The organism is Pantoea sp. YR525, assembly GCF_900116775.1.
Classification (GTDB): domain Bacteria; phylum Pseudomonadota; class Gammaproteobacteria; order Enterobacterales; family Enterobacteriaceae; genus Pantoea; species Pantoea symbiotica.
In genome coordinates this window covers 1-17,061 of record NZ_FPBU01000009.1, presented here as the reverse complement: position 1 = coordinate 17,061, position 17,061 = coordinate 1, and the positions used below count along the sequence as shown (strand labels likewise).

Here is a 17,061-nt window from a genome sequence, read left to right as displayed (position 1 = left end):
GCGTGCTCGTGTAGCGCGACTCTGATACACTTCGGCAAGAATTGTTTGTGGAACAGGTAAAACCGATGGCAGATGAATCACAGCAGGAAACTACCCATTTTGGCTTCCAGACCGTCGCGAAAAGCGAAAAGGCCGATAAAGTCGCGGACGTGTTTCACTCCGTCGCGGCAAAATATGACCTGATGAACGATTTGATGTCGTTTGGCATCCATCGTGTCTGGAAGCGTTTTACCATTGACAGCAGCGGCGTGCGCCGCGGTCAACGCGTGTTGGATCTGGCGGGTGGTACCGGCGATCTGACGGCAAAATTCTCACGTCTGGTGGGCGAAACCGGCCAGGTTGTGCTGGCAGACATCAACAGCTCGATGCTGAAGATGGGCCGCGAAAAGCTGCGTAATCTCGGCGTGTCGGGCAATGTTAGCTATGTGCAGGCCAACGCCGAAGCGCTACCGTTCCCGGATAACTACTTCGATTGCATCACCATCTCCTTCGGCTTGCGTAACGTGACCGAAAAAGAGAAAGCGCTGGCATCGATGTTCCGCGTGCTGAAGCCGGGTGGACGTTTGCTGGTGCTGGAGTTCTCGAAGCCGCTGCTGGAGCCGCTCAGCAAAGCTTACGATACTTATTCATTCCATATTCTGCCGCGTATTGGTCAGCTGGTGGCGCAAGATGCTGAAAGCTATCGCTATCTGGCGGAGTCGATTCGTATGCACCCCGATCAGGAAACCCTGAAAGCGATGATGAACGATGCGGGCTTTGAAAATACCACCTACTTCAACATGACTGGCGGTATTGTCGCGCTGCATCGCGGATTTAAATTCTAATCCATCATGACTTTAACTCCTCTCATCACCGGCGGTCTTGAGACCGCCCTGAACCGTGTTCTCTATCGCGATCGCAGCCTGAAAGCCGCACGCCAGCGTTTGGCGGGCAAGGTATTGATGCTGCGTCTGCAAGAGCTCGATTTTCCTTTGGTGCTGGTGTTTAGCGAATCCCAACTCGATGTGCTGAGTGATTGGCAAGACAACAGCGACTGCACGGTGAGCTTGCGTGTCAGTACCTTGCCGAAACTGCGCGACCGCCAGCAGCTCACCAGCTTGATTCGTAGCGGTGAACTGGAGGTGGACGGCGATTTGCAGGTGGTACAGCAATTCTCCGCGCTGATGGATCTCGCCGAGCTGGATCCGGCGGAATATCTCGCGCCGTGGATTGGCGATATCGCCGCGCAAGGCGTAAGTCAGGCCGCGCAGCAGGCGCTGAAATTCGTGCAGCAGCAGTTTACCCGCCGGCAGGATTATCTTGGTCAGGTGCTGACGGAAGAGTGGCGCGTTGCGCCGGGCGCACTGGAACTGGCATGGTTTTGCGAGGAAGTGGAAGCGATGGAACGTTCGCTCAATGCGTTTGAAACGCGTTTAGCACAGCTGGAGGCGAAATGACGCTGGGAGAAATTCGGCGCTTATACTTCATCATCAAGATCTTTCTGACTTACGGCCTTGATGAACTGATTCCCCGCATGCGCTTCACGCTGCTTTTACGCTTGTGGCGGCGCTGCATTTTCTGGATCCCCAATAAACATAAAGACGCCACAGCTGGCGTGCGCATTCGCCTGGCGATGGAGCAGCTGGGTCCGGTGTGGATCAAATTCGGTCAAATGCTCTCCACGCGCCGCGATCTGTTCCCACCGGCGATTGCCGATGAGCTAGCGGTGCTGCAAGACCGCGTTGCGCCGTTTGATGGCGTCAAAGCTAAAGAACAGATTGAAAAGTCGATTGGCGGCCCGGTGGAAACCTGGTTTGAAGACTTCGATATCAAACCGCTGGCGTCGGCGTCAATCGCGCAGGTGCATACTGCGACGCTGAAATCCAATGGCCGCGCGGTGGTGATCAAAGTGATTCGTCCCGACATCCTGCCGGTGATCAGAGCGGATATGCGACTGATTTACCGTCTGGCGCGTTGGGTGCCACGTTTGCTGCCAGATGGACGTCGTCTGCGTCCGGTGGAAGTGGTACGTGATTACGAAAAGACCTTAATTGATGAGCTGAATCTGCTGCGTGAAGCGGCGAACGCCATTCAGCTGCGTCGTAACTTTGACCAGAGCCGCATGCTGTATGTGCCGGAAGTGTTCTCGGATTATTGCAGCGAATCGATGATGGTAATGGAGCGCATTTACGGCATTCCTATCTCGGATATCGCCACGCTGGAGCAGCATGGCGTTAATATGAAACTGCTGGCCGAGCGCGGTGTGCAGGTGTTCTTCACTCAGGTGTTCCGCGACAGCTTCTTCCATGCCGATATGCATCCCGGCAACATCTTCGTCAGCTACGATCACCCGGAAGATCCGCAATACATCGGCATCGACTGCGGTATCGTCGGTTCGCTGAACAAAGAAGATAAGCGCTATCTGGCCGAGAATTTTATCGCTTTCTTCAACCGCGATTACCGCAAAGTGGCCGAGCTGCATGTGGATTCGGGCTGGGTGCCGCCGGACACCAACGTCGAAGACTTTGAGTTTGCCATTCGTACCGTGTGTGAGCCGATTTTCGAAAAGCCGCTGGCTGAGATTTCGTTTGGTCACGTGCTGCTGAACCTGTTCAACACCGCGCGTCGCTTCAATATGGAAGTGCAGCCGCAATTGGTGCTGCTGCAGAAGACGCTACTTTATATCGAAGGGATTGGTCGCCAGCTCTATCCGCAGCTCGACCTGTGGAAAACTGCCAAGCCGTTCCTCGAAGATTGGATCAAAGATCAGATTGGTATCCCGGCGATTATGCGGGCGGTGAAAGAGAAAGCGCCGTACTGGGCGGAAAAACTGCCGGAGTTGCCGGAGCTATTTTACGACAGCATGCGCCAGCACAAATTATTGAAGCACAGCGTCGATAAACTCGTCACCGATTTAAACGTACAGCGAACACGTAATCATCAGGCGCGCTATCTGTTTGGTGTAGGCGCTACACTGTTATTAAGTGGCACCGCCGTGCTGTTAAGTCGACCGGATTGGGATTTCTTCCCGGCGCTATTAATGGCCGCTGGCATCGTCACCTGGCTTATTGGCTGGCGCAAGACAAACTGATTGTCTGCCTGGTACAAATCGCGTAATGTCGCAAGCTAAAGCCCGAAATCATACGGGCTTTCTGTGCGTTACAGTCAACAGTTTTTCACAGAATATTAGAGGCATATCTCATGGGCGGTATCAGTATTTGGCAATTGTTAATCATTGCCGTCATTGTTGTTCTTCTGTTCGGTACCAACAAGCTTCGCAACCTGGGTTCGGATTTAGGATCTTCCATTCGCGGCTTCAAAAAAGCCATGGGCGATGAAGACGATAAAAAGGATCAACCGAAAGAGCAGGACGCTGACTTCAACGCCAAAACTCTGGCAGACAAACAGCAAACCACGGCGACTAAAGACGACGCCCGGAACGACAAGCAGGTATAACTGTGTTCGACATTGGTTTTAGTGAACTGGTATTGGTGTTCGTGATCGGGCTGATTGTGCTTGGCCCGCAACGATTACCGGTTGCGGTGAAAACCGTCGTCGGCTGGATCAGAGCCATTCGCTCGCTGGCCGCGAATGTACAAAACGAACTGGCGCAAGAGCTGAAACTGCAGGAATTGCAGGACAGCCTGAAAAAGGTGGAAGAAGCGGGCCGTGGCACGCTGTCACCTGAGCTGAAAGAGTCGATGGAAGAACTGCGTAAAACCGCCGACTCGATGAAGCGTTCGGTGCAGCAGAGTATCGATGTCGAAAAAGAGGAAGATGAAGCCAACACCATTCATCAGACTCAGCCAGCAGCAGCGCAGCCCGTGACTTCACCCGCGGTCACGCCTGCTGCAGCGGAACATCAAACCAGTGCACCCGCACAGGCTCCGCAGCCAGACAACGTCGCTTCAGAAGCAGAAACCCATCCCGTCGCCAGTGCTCCTGAAAGCACCGCGAAGATTTCTCTCGTAAAAGATGAACGATAAACATGGCCGTTGAAGATACCCAACCGCTCATTAGCCATTTGATTGAGCTGCGCAAGCGTTTGTTGAATTGCATCATCGCTGTTTTAGTCATCTTTTTGTGCCTGGTCTATTTCGCGAATGATATCTACCATCTGGTTGCGGCACCGCTGATTAGCCAGATGCCAGCCGGTGCGAGCATGATCGCCACCGACGTGGCATCGCCTTTCTTCACGCCGATCAAGCTCACCATTATCGTTTCGGTGTTTCTGGCCGTGCCGGTGATTTTGTATCAGGTGTGGGCGTTTGTGGCGCCTGCGCTCTATCGCCACGAGCGTAAACTGGTGATGCCGTTGTTGTTCTCCAGTACGCTGCTGTTTTACGTCGGCGTGGCGTTTGCATATTTCATCGTGTTCCCGCTGGCGTTTGGTTTCTTCGCCAAAACCGCGCCGCAAGGCGTCACCATCGCAACGGATATCACCAACTACCTCGATTTCGTCATGACGATTTTCATGGCGTTTGGCGTGGCGTTTGAGGTGCCGATTGCGATTGTGCTGCTGTGCTGGACCGGCATTACGTCACCCGAAGATTTGAAAAAGAAACGTCCTTATATGCTGGTTGGCGCGTTCGTGGTTGGGATGCTGCTCACACCGCCGGATGTTTTCTCGCAAACTTTGCTCGCTATTCCGATGTACTGCCTGTTTGAAGTCGGCGTATTCTTCTCCCGCTACTATGTGGGTAAAGGACGTCAGTCTTCGGATGAGGAACACAACACCGAATCCTGATGTCTTCGGTAAGATGCATCTAAACCGCCCCGCTGGGCGGTTTTTTATTGGGGAGAAAACATGTTTGATATCGGTGTAAACCTGACCAGCACGCAATTCGCAAAAGATCGCGATCAGGTGGTAAAACGTGCGCGCGAAGCAGGCGTCACCGGCCTGTTAATTACCGGCACCAACGCGCTGGAGAGCCAGCAAGCACGCCAACTGGCAGCGCAACATGCAGGATATTGCTGGTCAACCGCTGGCGTCCATCCGCACCATGCCAGTGAATGGTCGGCGGAAACCGCGAATACCTTACGTCGCTTGGCGGACAGCGAGCAGGTGGTCGCGATTGGCGAATGTGGCCTGGATTTCAATCGTAATCTTTCGGCCCACGATCAGCAGGAATACGCCTTCGATGCGCAGCTGGCGTTGGCCGCTGAGCTGCAATTGCCGGTGTTTTTGCATTGCCGTGAAGCGCACGATCGTTTTGTCGCGGTGCTTGAGCCGTGGCTGCCGAAGTTGGTCGGCGCTGTCGTTCACTGCTTTACCGGTACGCGTGACGAGCTGCAAGCGTGTCTGGCGCTGGGATTATCGGTGGGAATTACCGGTTGGGTGTGCGACGAGCGTCGCGGTATGGAACTGCGTGAATTGCTGCCGCTGATTCCGGCTGAGCGCCTGTTACTGGAAACCGACGCACCGTATTTACTGCCGCGCGATATGCATCCGCGTCCCACTTCACGCCGCAATGAGCCGTGCTTCCTGCCGCATATTGTGCAGCAGGTGGCGAACTGGCGTGGCGAAGAAGCAGAAGCGCTAGGCGCGCAGGTTAATCTCAACGCGCGTCAGCTGTTCAAACTCGCTTAGAGTTTGCGGAACTGCTTGTTATCCACGCTGCGCATCACCTGTTTGTTCAGCATGTTGAGCAGCAGAACGGAGCGCGTTTCACCATCCGGCTCGGCAAAAATGGCGCGCAGCCCTTCGAAAGTGCCATCGGTGATGATCACTTCATCACCGCTCTGCGGGGTTTCCGGATCCAGCACGATCTGCGGCGCGTCGGTCTGCAGCGCTTCGATCACATCATGTGATACGGTGGCCGGCATGGTGCCAAAGCGCACGAAGTGGCTGACGCCGCGCGTGCTGCTGATGGTGGTGGTGTGAATCGCTTCGGGATCGAACTCGATAAACAGATAGTTAGGGAACAGCGGCTCACTCACGGTGGTGCGTTTACCGCGCACAATCTTCTCCAGAGCGATCATTGGGCTGAGGCAATTCACCTCTTGCCGCTCAAGATGCTCTTTCGCGCGCAACAGTTGTCCACGTTTGCAATAGAGTAAGTACCAGGATTCCATAACCGCTCCCAAATAATGGACGCTAAGAATATCAAATCAGTTGTCAGAGTTATAGCGCATCGGCGGGTGGAAACCGGGCGCTGAAAACAATTTCACTACGATTTATCCGATTGATGCGGCTTATTTACGCTTTCTTGCAAGAAAATTGACGGCTGGCGACCATCTGTATCAGACTCCATCCCCATCTTTCGATTGAAAAGGAGTGGCTGATGGAACTGTTCCTGTTGAGTAACGGCAAAGTGGCTGACGATGCGCCGCTGTTAGGTTACGCCCACCCGCAGCTGCACGCGATGATCGCCCAGCGCGGAATCACCTCGGCGGTGCTGGTGCCGTACGCGATTATTCGTGGCGATCATGCGCAGCGCGCGCAGGATTTATCCGCGTCGTTAGGCATTGAAGTGCGCACCGTGCACGAGTTTGCATCGCCCGTTGCGGCGATTGAACAAGCTGAGCTGATTCTGGTGAGCGGCGGAAATACCTGGTTCCTCAATCAAATGCTGCACGAGCACGGCTTGATCGTCGCTATCCAACGCGCGGTGCGCGAGCGTGATGTACCGTACGTCGGCTGGAGCGCCGGTTGCAATGTGGCAACGCCTTCTATTCGTACCACCAACGACATGCCGGTGCGCAGCAGCGTGGTGTTGCCTGCGCTTGGCCTGTTCCCGGTGCAGATCAATCCGCATTATCTTGATGCGCACGTCAGCGGCCACATGGGCGAAACGCGTGATGAACGTCTGGCCGAGTTCTGTGCCGTTAATCCGCATGAATCGGTGATTGCGCTGCGTGAAGCCAGCTTCCTGCACGTGAGCGAGAATCGCCTGCGTTACTACAGCGCACGCGGCGAAGACTTCAAAGTGTTCCGCCACGGCGAGCCGATTGCCGCTTATCACGATGTATTGGCGATTCAGTCGCTGGTGCCGTTTTCCTGTCAGCCTGCCTGACGCAAAACCTCAACATGTCAGCGTGAAACGCCCCTATAATGGCGCTTCACTCTGGCCGGAAAGCTAAAGCCGCATGAAATATCAGGATTTACGAGACTTCCTCGCATTGCTGGAACAGCGTGGCGAGTTAAAGCGCATCACTCAGGAGATCGATCCTGAGTTAGAGATGACTGAAATTGCCGATCGCACGCTGCGCGCCGGCGGCCCGGCGCTGCTGTTCGAAAACCCGAAAGGCTACGACATGCCGGTGCTGTGTAATCTGTTTGGCACACCGAAACGCGTGGCGATGGGCATGGGACAGGAAGAGGTCAGTGCGCTGCGTGAAGTCGGCAAGCTGCTGGCGTTCCTGAAAGAGCCGGAACCGCCAAAAGGCTTCCGCGATCTGTTCGATAAGATGCCGCAGTTCAAGCAAGTGCTGAATATGCCTACTAAGCGCCTGCGCAATGCGCCGTGCCAGGAAGAGATTTTCAGCGGCGATGAAGTCGATCTGTCGCGCATCCCGGTGATGAAATGCTGGCCGGGCGATGCTGCACCGCTGATTACGTGGGGATTAACCGTTACGCGCGGCCCGCACAAAGAGCGACAAAATCTGGGTATCTATCGCCAGCAGGTGATCGGCAAGAACCGCGTGATTATGCGCTGGCTGTCGCATCGCGGCGGCGCGCTGGATTTCCAGGAGTGGTGTAAAGCGCATCCGGGCGAACGTTTCCCTGTGTCGGTAGCGCTGGGCGCCGATCCTGCCACCATTCTCGGCGCGGTGACGCCGGTGCCGGATACGCTCTCCGAATACGCTTTTGCCGGTTTGCTGCGCGGTAATAAAACCGAAGTGGTGAAGTGCGTTTCGAACGAACTCGAAGTGCCGGCCAGCGCGGAAATCGTGTTGGAAGGATACATCGAGCCGGGCGATGTCGCGCCGGAAGGTCCGTACGGCGACCACACAGGCTACTACAATGAAGTAGACAGCTTCCCGGTGTTTACCGTGACGCACGTAACGCAACGTCGCAACCCGATTTATCATTCAACCTACACCGGACGTCCACCGGATGAACCGGCGGTGCTGGGCGTGGCGCTCAATGAAGTGCTGGTGCCGATTCTGATCAAGCAGTTCCCGGAGATCGTGGATTTCTATCTGCCGCCAGAAGGCTGCTCTTATCGCCTCGCGGTAGTGACGATCAAGAAACAGTATGCCGGTCACGCTAAGCGCGTGATGTTCGGCGTGTGGTCGTTCCTGCGTCAGTTCATGTACACCAAGTTCGTGATTGTGTGCGATGACGACGTTAACGCACGCGACTGGAATGATGTGATTTGGGCGATTACCACGCGCATGGATCCGGCGCGCGATACGGTGCTGGTTGAGAACACGCCGATCGATTATCTCGACTTCGCCTCGCCGGTTTCCGGCTTAGGCTCGAAGATGGGACTTGATGCGACCAATAAGTGGCCGGGCGAAACCACGCGCGAGTGGGGCACGCCGATTGTAAAAGATCCGGCGGTGACCGCGCGCATTGACGCCATTTGGGATGAGTTAGCTATCTTTGCCGAGCCGCCGCAGCGCTAACGGCGGCAGACCAATTAGACCCGAAGAAAAAGGGAACGCATGACAACGTTAAGCTGCAAAGTGACTTCGGTTGAAGCGATTACGGACACGGTTTACCGCGTTCGTTTAATTCCGGCGGCGGATTTTAACTTCCGCGCAGGACAGTATTTGATGGTGGTGATGGATGAGCGCGATAAGCGCCCGTTTTCCCTGGCTTCTACGCCAATGGAAAAGGACATCATTGAGCTGCACATCGGCGCATCGGATCTCAATCTCTACGCGATGGCGGTGATGGACCGCATCAAGAACGATCGCCAGATTACCGTCGATATGCCGCACGGCGATGCCTGGCTGCGTGAAGACAGTGAGCGTCCGATCATTCTGATTGCGGGCGGCACCGGCTTCTCCTATGCGCGTTCTATTCTGCTGACCGCGCTGGCACAGAAACCCGATCGCGAGATCGCGATTTACTGGGGCGGCCGTGAGTTAATGCATCTGTACGATTTGGATGAGCTGAATGCGCTTGCGGTGAAGCATCCGAACCTGAAAGTGATTCCGGTGGTGGAACAACCGGCGGATGACTGGACCGGACGCAGCGGCACGGTGCTGACGGCGGTGATGCAGGATTTCGCGTCGCTTAGCGAGCACGATATCTATATTGCTGGTCGTTTTGAGATGGCGAAGATTGCGCGTGAGCGTTTCTGCGCTGAGCGCGGTGCGCTGGAAGCGCAGATGTTCGGCGATGCGTTTGCGTTTATCTGAGGGTCGCCATCAATGGCGACCCTACGACGATCAGCCATAAAAAACCCGCCCGAAAGGGCGGGAACACGTGCAACATTAACGTATTAAACCCGTTCGAACACCGTGGCGATGCCCTGGCCTAAGCCAATGCACATGGTCGCCAGACCAAATTGCGCATCGCGACGCTCCATCAGATTCAGCAGCGTGGTACTGATACGCGCACCGGAACATCCCAGCGGATGACCGAGCGCAATCGCGCCGCCATTCAAATTCACTTTCTCATCCAGCTGTTCCAGCAAACCCATGTCCTTGATGCACGGCAGCGCTTGTGCGGCAAAAGCCTCGTTGAACTCGAACAGGTCGATATCCTGCACGCTGAGTCCGGCACGCTTGAGCGCCAACTTGCTGGCGGGAACCGGACCGTAACCCATAATCGACGGATCGCAGCCGACCACCGCCATGCTGCGAATACGCGCGCGCGGCGTCAGACCGAGTTCGCGTGCGCGGCTTTCGCTCATGATCAGCATTGCGGCTGCACCGTCGGAGAGCGCGGAGGAGCTGCCTGCAGTCACGGTGCCGTTGACCGGATCGAACGCCGGGCGCAGCGCAGCCAATCCTTCGAGGCTGGTCTCTTCACGAATCACTTCGTCGCTCTCTAAACGCTTCAACACGCCGTCAGCGTCGTGGCCGTAGGTCGCCACAATCTCACGCTTGAAATCGCCACGCTGGGTTGCCGCCCAGGCACGCTGGTGCGAACGCAGCGCAAAAGCATCCTGCTGCTCACGCGTGATGTGATGCATGCGCGCCAGCATTTCGGCGGTTAACCCCATCATGCCCGCCGCTTTCGCCACCGTGCGACCAAGGCCGGGATGGAAATCCACGCCGTGGCTCATCGGCACGTGGCCCATATGTTCGACGCCGCCAATCAGGCAGCTGTGCGCATCGCCAACCATAATGGCACGCGCCGCGTCGTGCAGCGCCTGCATCGACGAACCGCACAGGCGGTTGACGGTGCTGGCAGGCACGCGATGCGGGATCTCGGCCAGCAGCGCGGCGTTACGTGCAATGTTGAAGCCTTGCTCCAGCGTCTGCTGCACGCAGCCCCAGATAATGTCGTCCAGCGTGGCGGGATCGACCGCCGGATTGCGGCTCAGTAGCTCGCGCATTAAATGCGCCGAGAGATCTTCTGCGCGCACCTGGCGAAACGCACCGCCTTTGGAGCGGCCCATCGGCGTGCGGACCGCATCTACAATGACTACTTTTTCCATTTTCATTACCTCAGGCACTTTGCAGCGCCGCTTCGTCAATCGGTTGCACCGCGGGATACCAGCTCTGATGCTGATGGGCTTTTTGCAACAGCAGCTCCGGCAGCGCGTAAAGCGGGCCGAGCGCGCTATAACGTTTGGCCTGATCGACCACGTTGCTGTTGCCCAGCGTATCCATGTAGCGGAACGCGCCGCCACGGAACGGCGGGAAGCCTAAACCGTACACCAGCGCCATATCGGCTTCGGCCGGTGAAGCGATGATCTTCTCTTCGAGGCAGCGCACCACTTCGTTGAGCATCGGCAGCATCATGCGGTTGGCGATCTCGTCATCGCTGAACGCGCGCTTAGGCTGGCAAATAGGTTCCAGCAGCGCATCGACAGCTGCATCGGCTTTCTTCTGCGCTTTGCCTTTTTTATCCTGCTCCCAGCGGTAAAAGCCCTGACCGTTTTTCTGGCCGTAACGTTTGGCTTCGAACAGCACGTCGATCGCGTCGCGATAATCTTTCTGCATGCGTGACGGGAAGCCTTGCGCCATCACTTGCTGAGCGTGATGCGCGGTATCAATGCCAACCACATCCAGCAGCCACGCTGGGCCCATCGGCCAGCCGAACTGTTTTTCCATCACTTTATCGACCTGACGGAAATCCGCGCCGTCGCGCAGCAGCAGGCTGAAAGCGGCGAAGTAGGGGAACAGCACGCGATTCACAAAGAAGCCGGGACAGTCATTCACCACAATCGGCGTCTTGCCCATTTTGCTCGCCCAGGCCACCACTTTGCTCAGGGTCGCTTCTGAAGTTTTCTCACCGCGAATCACTTCGACCAGCGGCATACGCGGCACCGGATTGAAGAAGTGCATGCCGCAGAAGTTTTCCGGGCGTTTTAAGGCTTGCGCCAGCTGGCTGATCGGAATGGTTGAAGTGTTGGAGGCAAGAATGGCGTCCTCGCGCAGATGCTGTTCGGTTTCTGCCAGCACTTTGGCTTTGATCTGCGGATTTTCCACTACCGCTTCCACCACTACATCGGTACGTTCGAATCCGGCGTAATCCAGCGTCGGCTGAATGGTGGTGAGTACGCTGGCCAGTTTGGCGCCGTCAATTTTGCCGCGCTCCAGCTGTTTGTTCAGCAGCTTGCTGGCTTCGGTCATGCCCAGCGTTAACGCCTGCGGATTGATATCTTTCATCATCACCGGCACGCCTTTCCATGCCGATTGATAAGCAATGCCGCCGCCCATAATCCCTGCGCCCAATACTGCGGCTTGCTGCGGCGCACCGGCCGCGCTGCTGTGCTTCTTCGCCAGGCCTTTGACGTACTGATCGTTCAGGAAGATGCCGACTAGCGCACGCGCCACATCGCTCTGCGCCAGCGGTACAAAAGCAGCGGTTTCCAGCTTCAGCGCATCATCACGTCCGAGGCTGGCGGCGGCTTCAATGGTTTTCACGGCGGTAATCGGTGCCGGATAGTGTTTGCCTGCGGTTTGCAGCACCATGCTTTTGGCGATGGTGAAGCTCATGGCGGCCTCAATCGGGCTGAGTTTCAGCGGTGCCAGCTTCGGCGCGCGACGTGCTTGCCAGTTGCCTTGCACAATGGCGTCCTGCAAAACGGTGAGCGCCGCATCACGTAGTTTGTCGCTGCTGACCACTGCATCCACCAAACCGAGTTTCAGGGCGCTGTTGCCATCAACATCTTTACCGGCGGCGATGATTTCCATCGCGCTATCGGCACCGAGCAGGCGCGGCAAACGCACGCTGCCGCCAAAGCCCGGCATGATGCCCAGTTTGGTTTCCGGCAGGCCGATGCGTGCGGTGGGCGTGGCAACGCGGAAGTCGGTTGCCAGTATGCATTCACAGCCGCCACCCAGCGCATAGCCATCAATAGCGGCCACGGTTGGCACCGGCAAATCTTCTAAGCGATTGAAGATGCTGTTGGCAAATGCCAGCCACTGACTCAGCTTCTCTTCTGGCGCATCAAACAGCGACAGGAATTCTGTGATGTCAGCACCGACGATAAATGCCGGTTTGGCCGATGAGAGCAACAGGCCGCGCAGCGCGGGTTGCTGTTCTAATACGCTTAATGCCTCGCCCAATGAGGCAACGGTTTTGGTATCGAGTTTGTTCACCGAACCGGGCGCATCGAAAACCAGCTCGGCGATGCCGTCGTCAAGCCAGTGAACTGAAAGGGTATCGCCTTGGTAGAGCATGTCCGTCTCCTGAAACCGCGAAAGTTGATCTGGTCATACCAGATGAGTTGGAGTGTGAGTCTGATGTTAATTATTTGCAAACGAGAGTTTGCTTATTTGATACAACGATCACAGCGCGTGCAGCACGGCATCGCTTACACGGCTGTGCTACACTGCGGCCACTTTCGCGACATCGGAGACAAGTCCATGGATTCACTGAAAACCCTGTATCACGCGCACATCAATACGCTGCAGCAGCGAGCGCAGCAGGTGCTGGCTCGCTTTAAGCTTGATGCCATGCTGATTCATTCCGGCGAGTTATTGACCGTTTTTCTCGACGATCACGACTATCCGTTTAAGGTGAATCCCCAGTTCAAAGCGTGGGTGCCGGTGACGCAGGTGCCAAACTGCTGGTTATGGATTGATGGCGTGAATAAACCCAAGCTGTGGTTCTATTCACCGGTAGATTACTGGCACAACGTTGAGCCGCTGCCCAACAGCTTCTGGACCAACGATGTCGATGTGATTGGCCTGAAGAGTGCCGATGAGATCGCGCAGTTGCTGCCTGCACAGCGCGAAAACGTGGCCTATATCGGTCCGGTGCCGTCACGCGCTTCCCAGCTCGGCATTAACAGCGAGCAGGTGAACCCGAAAGGCGTGATCGATTTCCTGCATTATCATCGCAGTATCAAAACTGAGTACGAACTGGCGTGTATGCGTGAAGCGCAGAAGCTGGCGGTGGCGGGGCATCGCGCGGCCAAAGAGGCGTTCTTCTCTGGCATGAGCGAGTTCGATATCAATATCGCCTATCTGACCGCAACCGGCCATCGCGATACCGATGTGCCTTACGGCAACATCATCGCGCTGAATGAACATGCCGCAGTACTGCACTACACCAAACTGGATCATCAACCGCCGGCCAAACGCCACAGCTTCCTGATTGACGCCGGTGCGGAATATCTCGGTTACGCCGCTGACCTGACGCGCAGCTATGCGGCGCAGAGCAAATCGCGCTATGCCGAAATGGTTGCGGCGATGAACAAGGAAGAGCTGGCGCTGATCGCTACTTTGAAAGCTGGCGTGCGCTATACCGATTATCATCTGCAGATGCATCAGCGCATTGCGCGTCTGCTGCTGAAGTTCGAACTGGTGAAAGGCCTGACCGAAGAGACGCTGGTGGCGGAAGATTTAACCGGTCCGTTTATGCCGCACGGCCTTGGACATCCGCTCGGCCTGCAGGTGCACGACGTGGCTGGCTTTATGCAGGACGACAACGGTACGCATCTGGCGGCACCGTCGCAGTATCCGTATCTGCGTTGTACGCGCGTGCTGGAACCTGGCATGGTGCTGACTATCGAACCGGGCTTCTATATTATCGATTCGCTGCTGGCGAAGCTGCGCGGCGGCAAGTTCAGTCAATACTTTGACTGGGCGGCAATCGATGCACTGAAACCGTACGGCGGTATTCGTATCGAGGATAACGTGGTGATCCACACTAATCGCATTGAAAACATGACGCGCGATCTGCACCTTGCCTGATGGATGCTTACGACATTCCCGCTGAGGCCGTGAGTCTCAGCGAGGAAACCATCAAGAAAAGCCGCTTCATCACCTTGCTGGCGCACACGGCGGGCGTGGAAGCGGCGCGCGCGTTTGTGCAGCAGGTGAAACAGGAACATCCCACCGCGCGGCATCACTGCTGGGCGTGGGTGGCAGGCGCGCCGGATGATTCGCAACAGTTGGGTTTCTCCGATGATGGTGAACCATCTGGCACCGCCGGCAAACCGATGCTGGCCCAACTGATGGGCAGCGGTGTCGGTGAGATTACTGCGGTGGTGGTGCGTTATTATGGTGGCATTATGCTGGGCACCGGCGGACTGGTAAAAGCATATGGCGGCGGCGTGCAACAAGGGCTGAAGCAACTGGCGCGTCAACGTAAAGTGCCGATGGAATCTTTTACCCTGCAATGCGATTACGCTCAACTCAGTGACATCGAGCGCCTGCTGCAACGTTTTGACGGCATTATAGAAGAGAGCCATTATCAGGATCGTATTGCGCTGCGTTTAGCGTTGCCGCATGCGCAGATTGATGGCTTTCGCCAAAACCTCTCTGATTACAGCCGGGGCGCGCTGACGCTCATCCCGCTGACAAACTAAAAGCTTCTGTTTAAAGGAAACGGCTGAATGCATTTTCGCGCCATTACCCGCATCGTGGGCCTGCTGGTGATTCTGTTCTCGGTGACCATGATTTTACCGGGCCTCGTCGCCTTGATTTACCGTGATGGAGCCGGGCGCGCGTTCAGTCAGACCTTTATGATGGCGATCGTTATCGGTTCGCTGCTGTGGTGGCCTAATCGCAAGCAGAAAAGCGAACTTAAGCCGCGTGAAGGTTTCCTCATCGTGGTGCTGTTCTGGACCGTGCTGGGCAGCGTTGGTGCGATGCCGTTTATCTTCGCCGAGCAGCCACATCTTTCAGTTACTGATGCGTTCTTTGAATCCTTCTCTGGCCTCACAACCACCGGAGCCACCACGCTGGTGGGACTGGATACGCTGCCGAAAGCGATTCTGTTCTATCGGCAGATGCTGCAGTGGCTCGGCGGGATGGGAATCATTGTGCTGGCGGTGGCGATTCTGCCGATTCTGGGCGTGGGTGGCATGCAGCTCTATCGCGCTGAAATGCCGGGTCCGCTGAAAGATAACAAGATGCGCCCGCGTATTGCGGAAACAGCGAAAACGCTGTGGCTGATCTATGTGTTGCTCACCGTTGCGTGCGCGTTGGCGCTGTGGCTGGCGGGCATGCCGATGTTCGATGCTATCGGCCATAGCTTCTCGACTATCGCGATTGGCGGGTTTTCAACCCATGATGCCAGCATCGGCTACTTTAATAGCCCAACCATCAACACCATCGTCGCGGTATTTCTGCTGATCTCGGGCTGCAACTACGGTCTGCACTTCTCTTTATTAAGCGGTCGCAACCTGAAAGTGTACTGGCGCGATCCCGAATTCCGCATGTTTATTGGTGTACAACTGACCTTAGTGCTGATCTGTACCATCGTGCTGTGGTTCCACAATGTGTACGCCAGCGGCTGGCAAACATTGAATCAAGCGTTTTTCCAGGTGGTTTCGATGGCGACCACGGCCGGCTTCACCACCGACAGCATTGCACGCTGGCCGCTGTTCCTGCCGGTGCTGCTGCTGTGTTCGGCCTTTATCGGCGGCATGGCGGGTTCTACTGGCGGCGGATTGAAGGTGATCCGCATTCTGCTGCTTTTCAAACAGGGTTCGCGTGAGCTGAAGCGTTTAGTACACCCGAATGCGGTTTACACCATCAAACTGGGTAACCGCGCGTTGCCGGAACGTATCCTCGAAGCGGTGTGGGGTTTCTTCTCAGCTTATGCGCTGGTGTTCCTGCTCAGTATGCTGGCCATCATCGCCACCGGCGTGGATGACTTCTCTGCTTTTGCTGCCGTGGCCGCGACTCTGAATAACCTCGGGCCCGGTTTGGGTGTCGTGGCAGACAACTTCACTTCAATGAATGATGTCGCGAAGTGGATTTTGATTTTGACCATGCTGTTTGGACGCCTTGAAGTGTTCACGCTGCTGGTGCTGTTCACGCCGACCTTCTGGCGCGAATAATAAAATAGGATTGAGTAATGAAAGCGTTGATTCTGTATTCCAGCCGCGATGGGCAAACCCGTGACATTGCCGCGCGCATTGCGCAGACGTTAGTGCCGCATCAACTGTGTGACGTGATCGATCTACTGGAGGCAAACCAGATTGATTGGTTGCAGTACGATCGCGTACTGATTGGTGCTTCGATCCGCTACGGTCATTTCAATCCGGCTTTGCTTAAGTTTGTTACGCAGCATAAAGCTCAGTTGCAGCAGCGCGTAAGCGGCTTCTTTAGTGTCAATCTCACGGCGCGCAAAGCCGATAAGTGCACACCAGAGACCAATGCGTATACGCGCAAGTTCCTGGAGCAGTCACCGTGGCAACCCGATTGCTGTGCGGTTTTCGCCGGGGCGTTGCGTTATCCGCGTTATCGCTGGTTTGATCGCGTCATGATTCAATTCATTATGCGTATGACCGGCGGCGAAACCGATGCATCGAAAGAAGTGGAATACACTGATTGGAATAAAGTGGCGCTTTTTGCCCAGGATTTTGCGCAGTTACCAGGCAAATCGTTGTGAAATACAGCGTTGTGGCGAAATTTAGGTCGAACAGTAATTTATTTGCAATAAACCCTTGTCACATCCGAATAACTCCCTATAATGCGCCACCACTGAGACGGCAAAGCGGCAACGCAGACGGCTCAGCAGGGAGTGAAGAAATTCATCCCGCCGGATGA

Annotated in this window: 17 protein-coding genes; 14 read left to right on the top strand and 3 right to left on the bottom strand. The window is 55.9% G+C overall.

Annotated elements, in window-relative coordinates:
* The first annotated feature begins 65 nt into the window (after positions 1–65).
* The 7 genes from ubiE (at position 66) to tatD (ending at position 5,569) form a co-directional block, all read left to right on the top strand.
* On the top strand, positions 66–824 hold the full coding sequence (gene ubiE, locus BM323_RS18250; RefSeq protein ID WP_008105805.1) for a bifunctional demethylmenaquinone methyltransferase/2-methoxy-6-polyprenyl-1,4-benzoquinol methylase UbiE: 759 nt from the start codon (positions 66–68) through the stop codon (positions 822–824).
* Between the two features lie 6 nt (positions 825–830).
* Positions 831–1,436 (top strand): ubiquinone biosynthesis protein UbiJ, encoded by a 606-nt coding sequence (locus BM323_RS18245; protein WP_008105807.1) that lies wholly within the window; start codon positions 831–833, stop codon positions 1,434–1,436.
* Positions 1,433–3,070 (top strand): ubiquinone biosynthesis regulatory protein kinase UbiB, encoded by a 1,638-nt coding sequence (ubiB, locus tag BM323_RS18240; protein ID WP_008105809.1) that lies wholly within the window; start codon positions 1,433–1,435, stop codon positions 3,068–3,070. Before BM323_RS18245 ends, ubiB begins: the two co-directional genes overlap by 4 nt.
* Before the next feature lie 110 nt (positions 3,071–3,180).
* Entirely contained in the window at positions 3,181–3,435 is a 255-nt protein-coding gene (gene tatA / locus BM323_RS18235; protein ID WP_008105810.1) for a Sec-independent protein translocase subunit TatA, read from the top strand.
* A gap of 2 nt (positions 3,436–3,437) precedes the next feature.
* Positions 3,438–3,965 carry a Sec-independent protein translocase protein TatB gene (gene tatB / locus BM323_RS18230; RefSeq protein ID WP_008105812.1) on the top strand — a complete coding sequence of 176 codons (528 nt, stop codon included), beginning with the start codon at positions 3,438–3,440 and terminating at the stop codon, positions 3,963–3,965.
* Positions 3,966–3,967: 2 nt separating this feature from the next.
* Positions 3,968–4,726 (top strand): Sec-independent protein translocase subunit TatC, encoded by a 759-nt coding sequence (tatC, locus tag BM323_RS18225; RefSeq protein WP_008105814.1) that lies wholly within the window; start codon positions 3,968–3,970, stop codon positions 4,724–4,726.
* Positions 4,727–4,786: 60 nt separating this feature from the next.
* Complete coding sequence (gene tatD, locus BM323_RS18220) at positions 4,787–5,569, top strand: 3'-5' ssDNA/RNA exonuclease TatD (protein WP_008105816.1); 783 nt, start codon at positions 4,787–4,789, stop codon at positions 5,567–5,569.
* On the opposite strand, the gene rfaH is transcribed toward tatD, so the two are convergent.
* Positions 5,566–6,054, bottom strand: coding sequence for a transcription/translation regulatory transformer protein RfaH (gene rfaH, locus BM323_RS18215; RefSeq protein WP_008105818.1), 489 nt, complete (start codon positions 6,052–6,054; stop codon positions 5,566–5,568). The two genes, tatD and rfaH, sit on opposite strands and share 4 nt — an antisense overlap.
* Before the next feature lie 209 nt (positions 6,055–6,263).
* Between rfaH and pepE the strand changes: the two genes are divergently transcribed.
* The 3 genes from pepE to fre all read left to right on the top strand — a co-directional run bounded on the left by pepE (position 6,264) and on the right by fre (position 9,294).
* Complete coding sequence (pepE, locus tag BM323_RS18210; protein WP_008105821.1) at positions 6,264–6,995, top strand: dipeptidase PepE; 732 nt, start codon at positions 6,264–6,266, stop codon at positions 6,993–6,995.
* Positions 6,996–7,068: 73 nt separating this feature from the next.
* Positions 7,069–8,553, top strand: coding sequence for a 4-hydroxy-3-polyprenylbenzoate decarboxylase (ubiD, locus tag BM323_RS18205; protein ID WP_008105823.1), 1,485 nt, complete (start codon positions 7,069–7,071; stop codon positions 8,551–8,553).
* A 39-nt stretch (positions 8,554–8,592) separates the two neighbouring features.
* Positions 8,593–9,294: an NAD(P)H-flavin reductase gene (gene fre, locus BM323_RS18200; RefSeq protein ID WP_008105825.1), complete on the top strand. Its 702-nt coding sequence runs from the start codon at positions 8,593–8,595 to the stop codon at positions 9,292–9,294.
* An 83-nt stretch (positions 9,295–9,377) separates the two neighbouring features.
* Here the strand turns inward: fre and fadA are convergent, their stop codons facing one another.
* A complete protein-coding gene (gene fadA, locus BM323_RS18195; RefSeq protein ID WP_008105827.1) occupies positions 9,378–10,541 on the bottom strand; it encodes an acetyl-CoA C-acyltransferase FadA in 1,164 nt (387 codons plus the stop codon).
* A gap of 10 nt (positions 10,542–10,551) precedes the next feature.
* Positions 10,552–12,735 carry a fatty acid oxidation complex subunit alpha FadB gene (gene fadB / locus BM323_RS18190; RefSeq protein WP_008105829.1) on the bottom strand — a complete coding sequence of 728 codons (2,184 nt, stop codon included), beginning with the start codon at positions 12,733–12,735 and terminating at the stop codon, positions 10,552–10,554.
* A gap of 186 nt (positions 12,736–12,921) precedes the next feature.
* Between fadB and pepQ the strand changes: the two genes are divergently transcribed.
* Genes pepQ through hemG form a run of 4 tightly spaced genes read left to right on the top strand, consistent with a single transcriptional unit; the run spans position 12,922 to position 16,903 of the window.
* Positions 12,922–14,253, top strand: coding sequence for a Xaa-Pro dipeptidase (gene pepQ, locus BM323_RS18185; RefSeq protein WP_036648706.1), 1,332 nt, complete (start codon positions 12,922–12,924; stop codon positions 14,251–14,253).
* Entirely contained in the window at positions 14,253–14,870 is a 618-nt protein-coding gene (locus tag BM323_RS18180) for an IMPACT family protein (protein ID WP_008105833.1), read from the top strand. The genes pepQ and BM323_RS18180 overlap by 1 nt, the downstream gene beginning before the upstream one ends.
* 27 nt (positions 14,871–14,897) lie before the next feature.
* Positions 14,898–16,349 (top strand): Trk system potassium transporter TrkH, encoded by a 1,452-nt coding sequence (trkH, locus tag BM323_RS18175; protein WP_008105835.1) that lies wholly within the window; start codon positions 14,898–14,900, stop codon positions 16,347–16,349.
* 17 nt (positions 16,350–16,366) lie between these two features.
* On the top strand, positions 16,367–16,903 hold the full coding sequence (gene hemG, locus BM323_RS18170; RefSeq protein WP_008105837.1) for a menaquinone-dependent protoporphyrinogen IX dehydrogenase: 537 nt from the start codon (positions 16,367–16,369) through the stop codon (positions 16,901–16,903).
* The last annotated feature ends 158 nt before the right edge of the window (positions 16,904–17,061 follow it).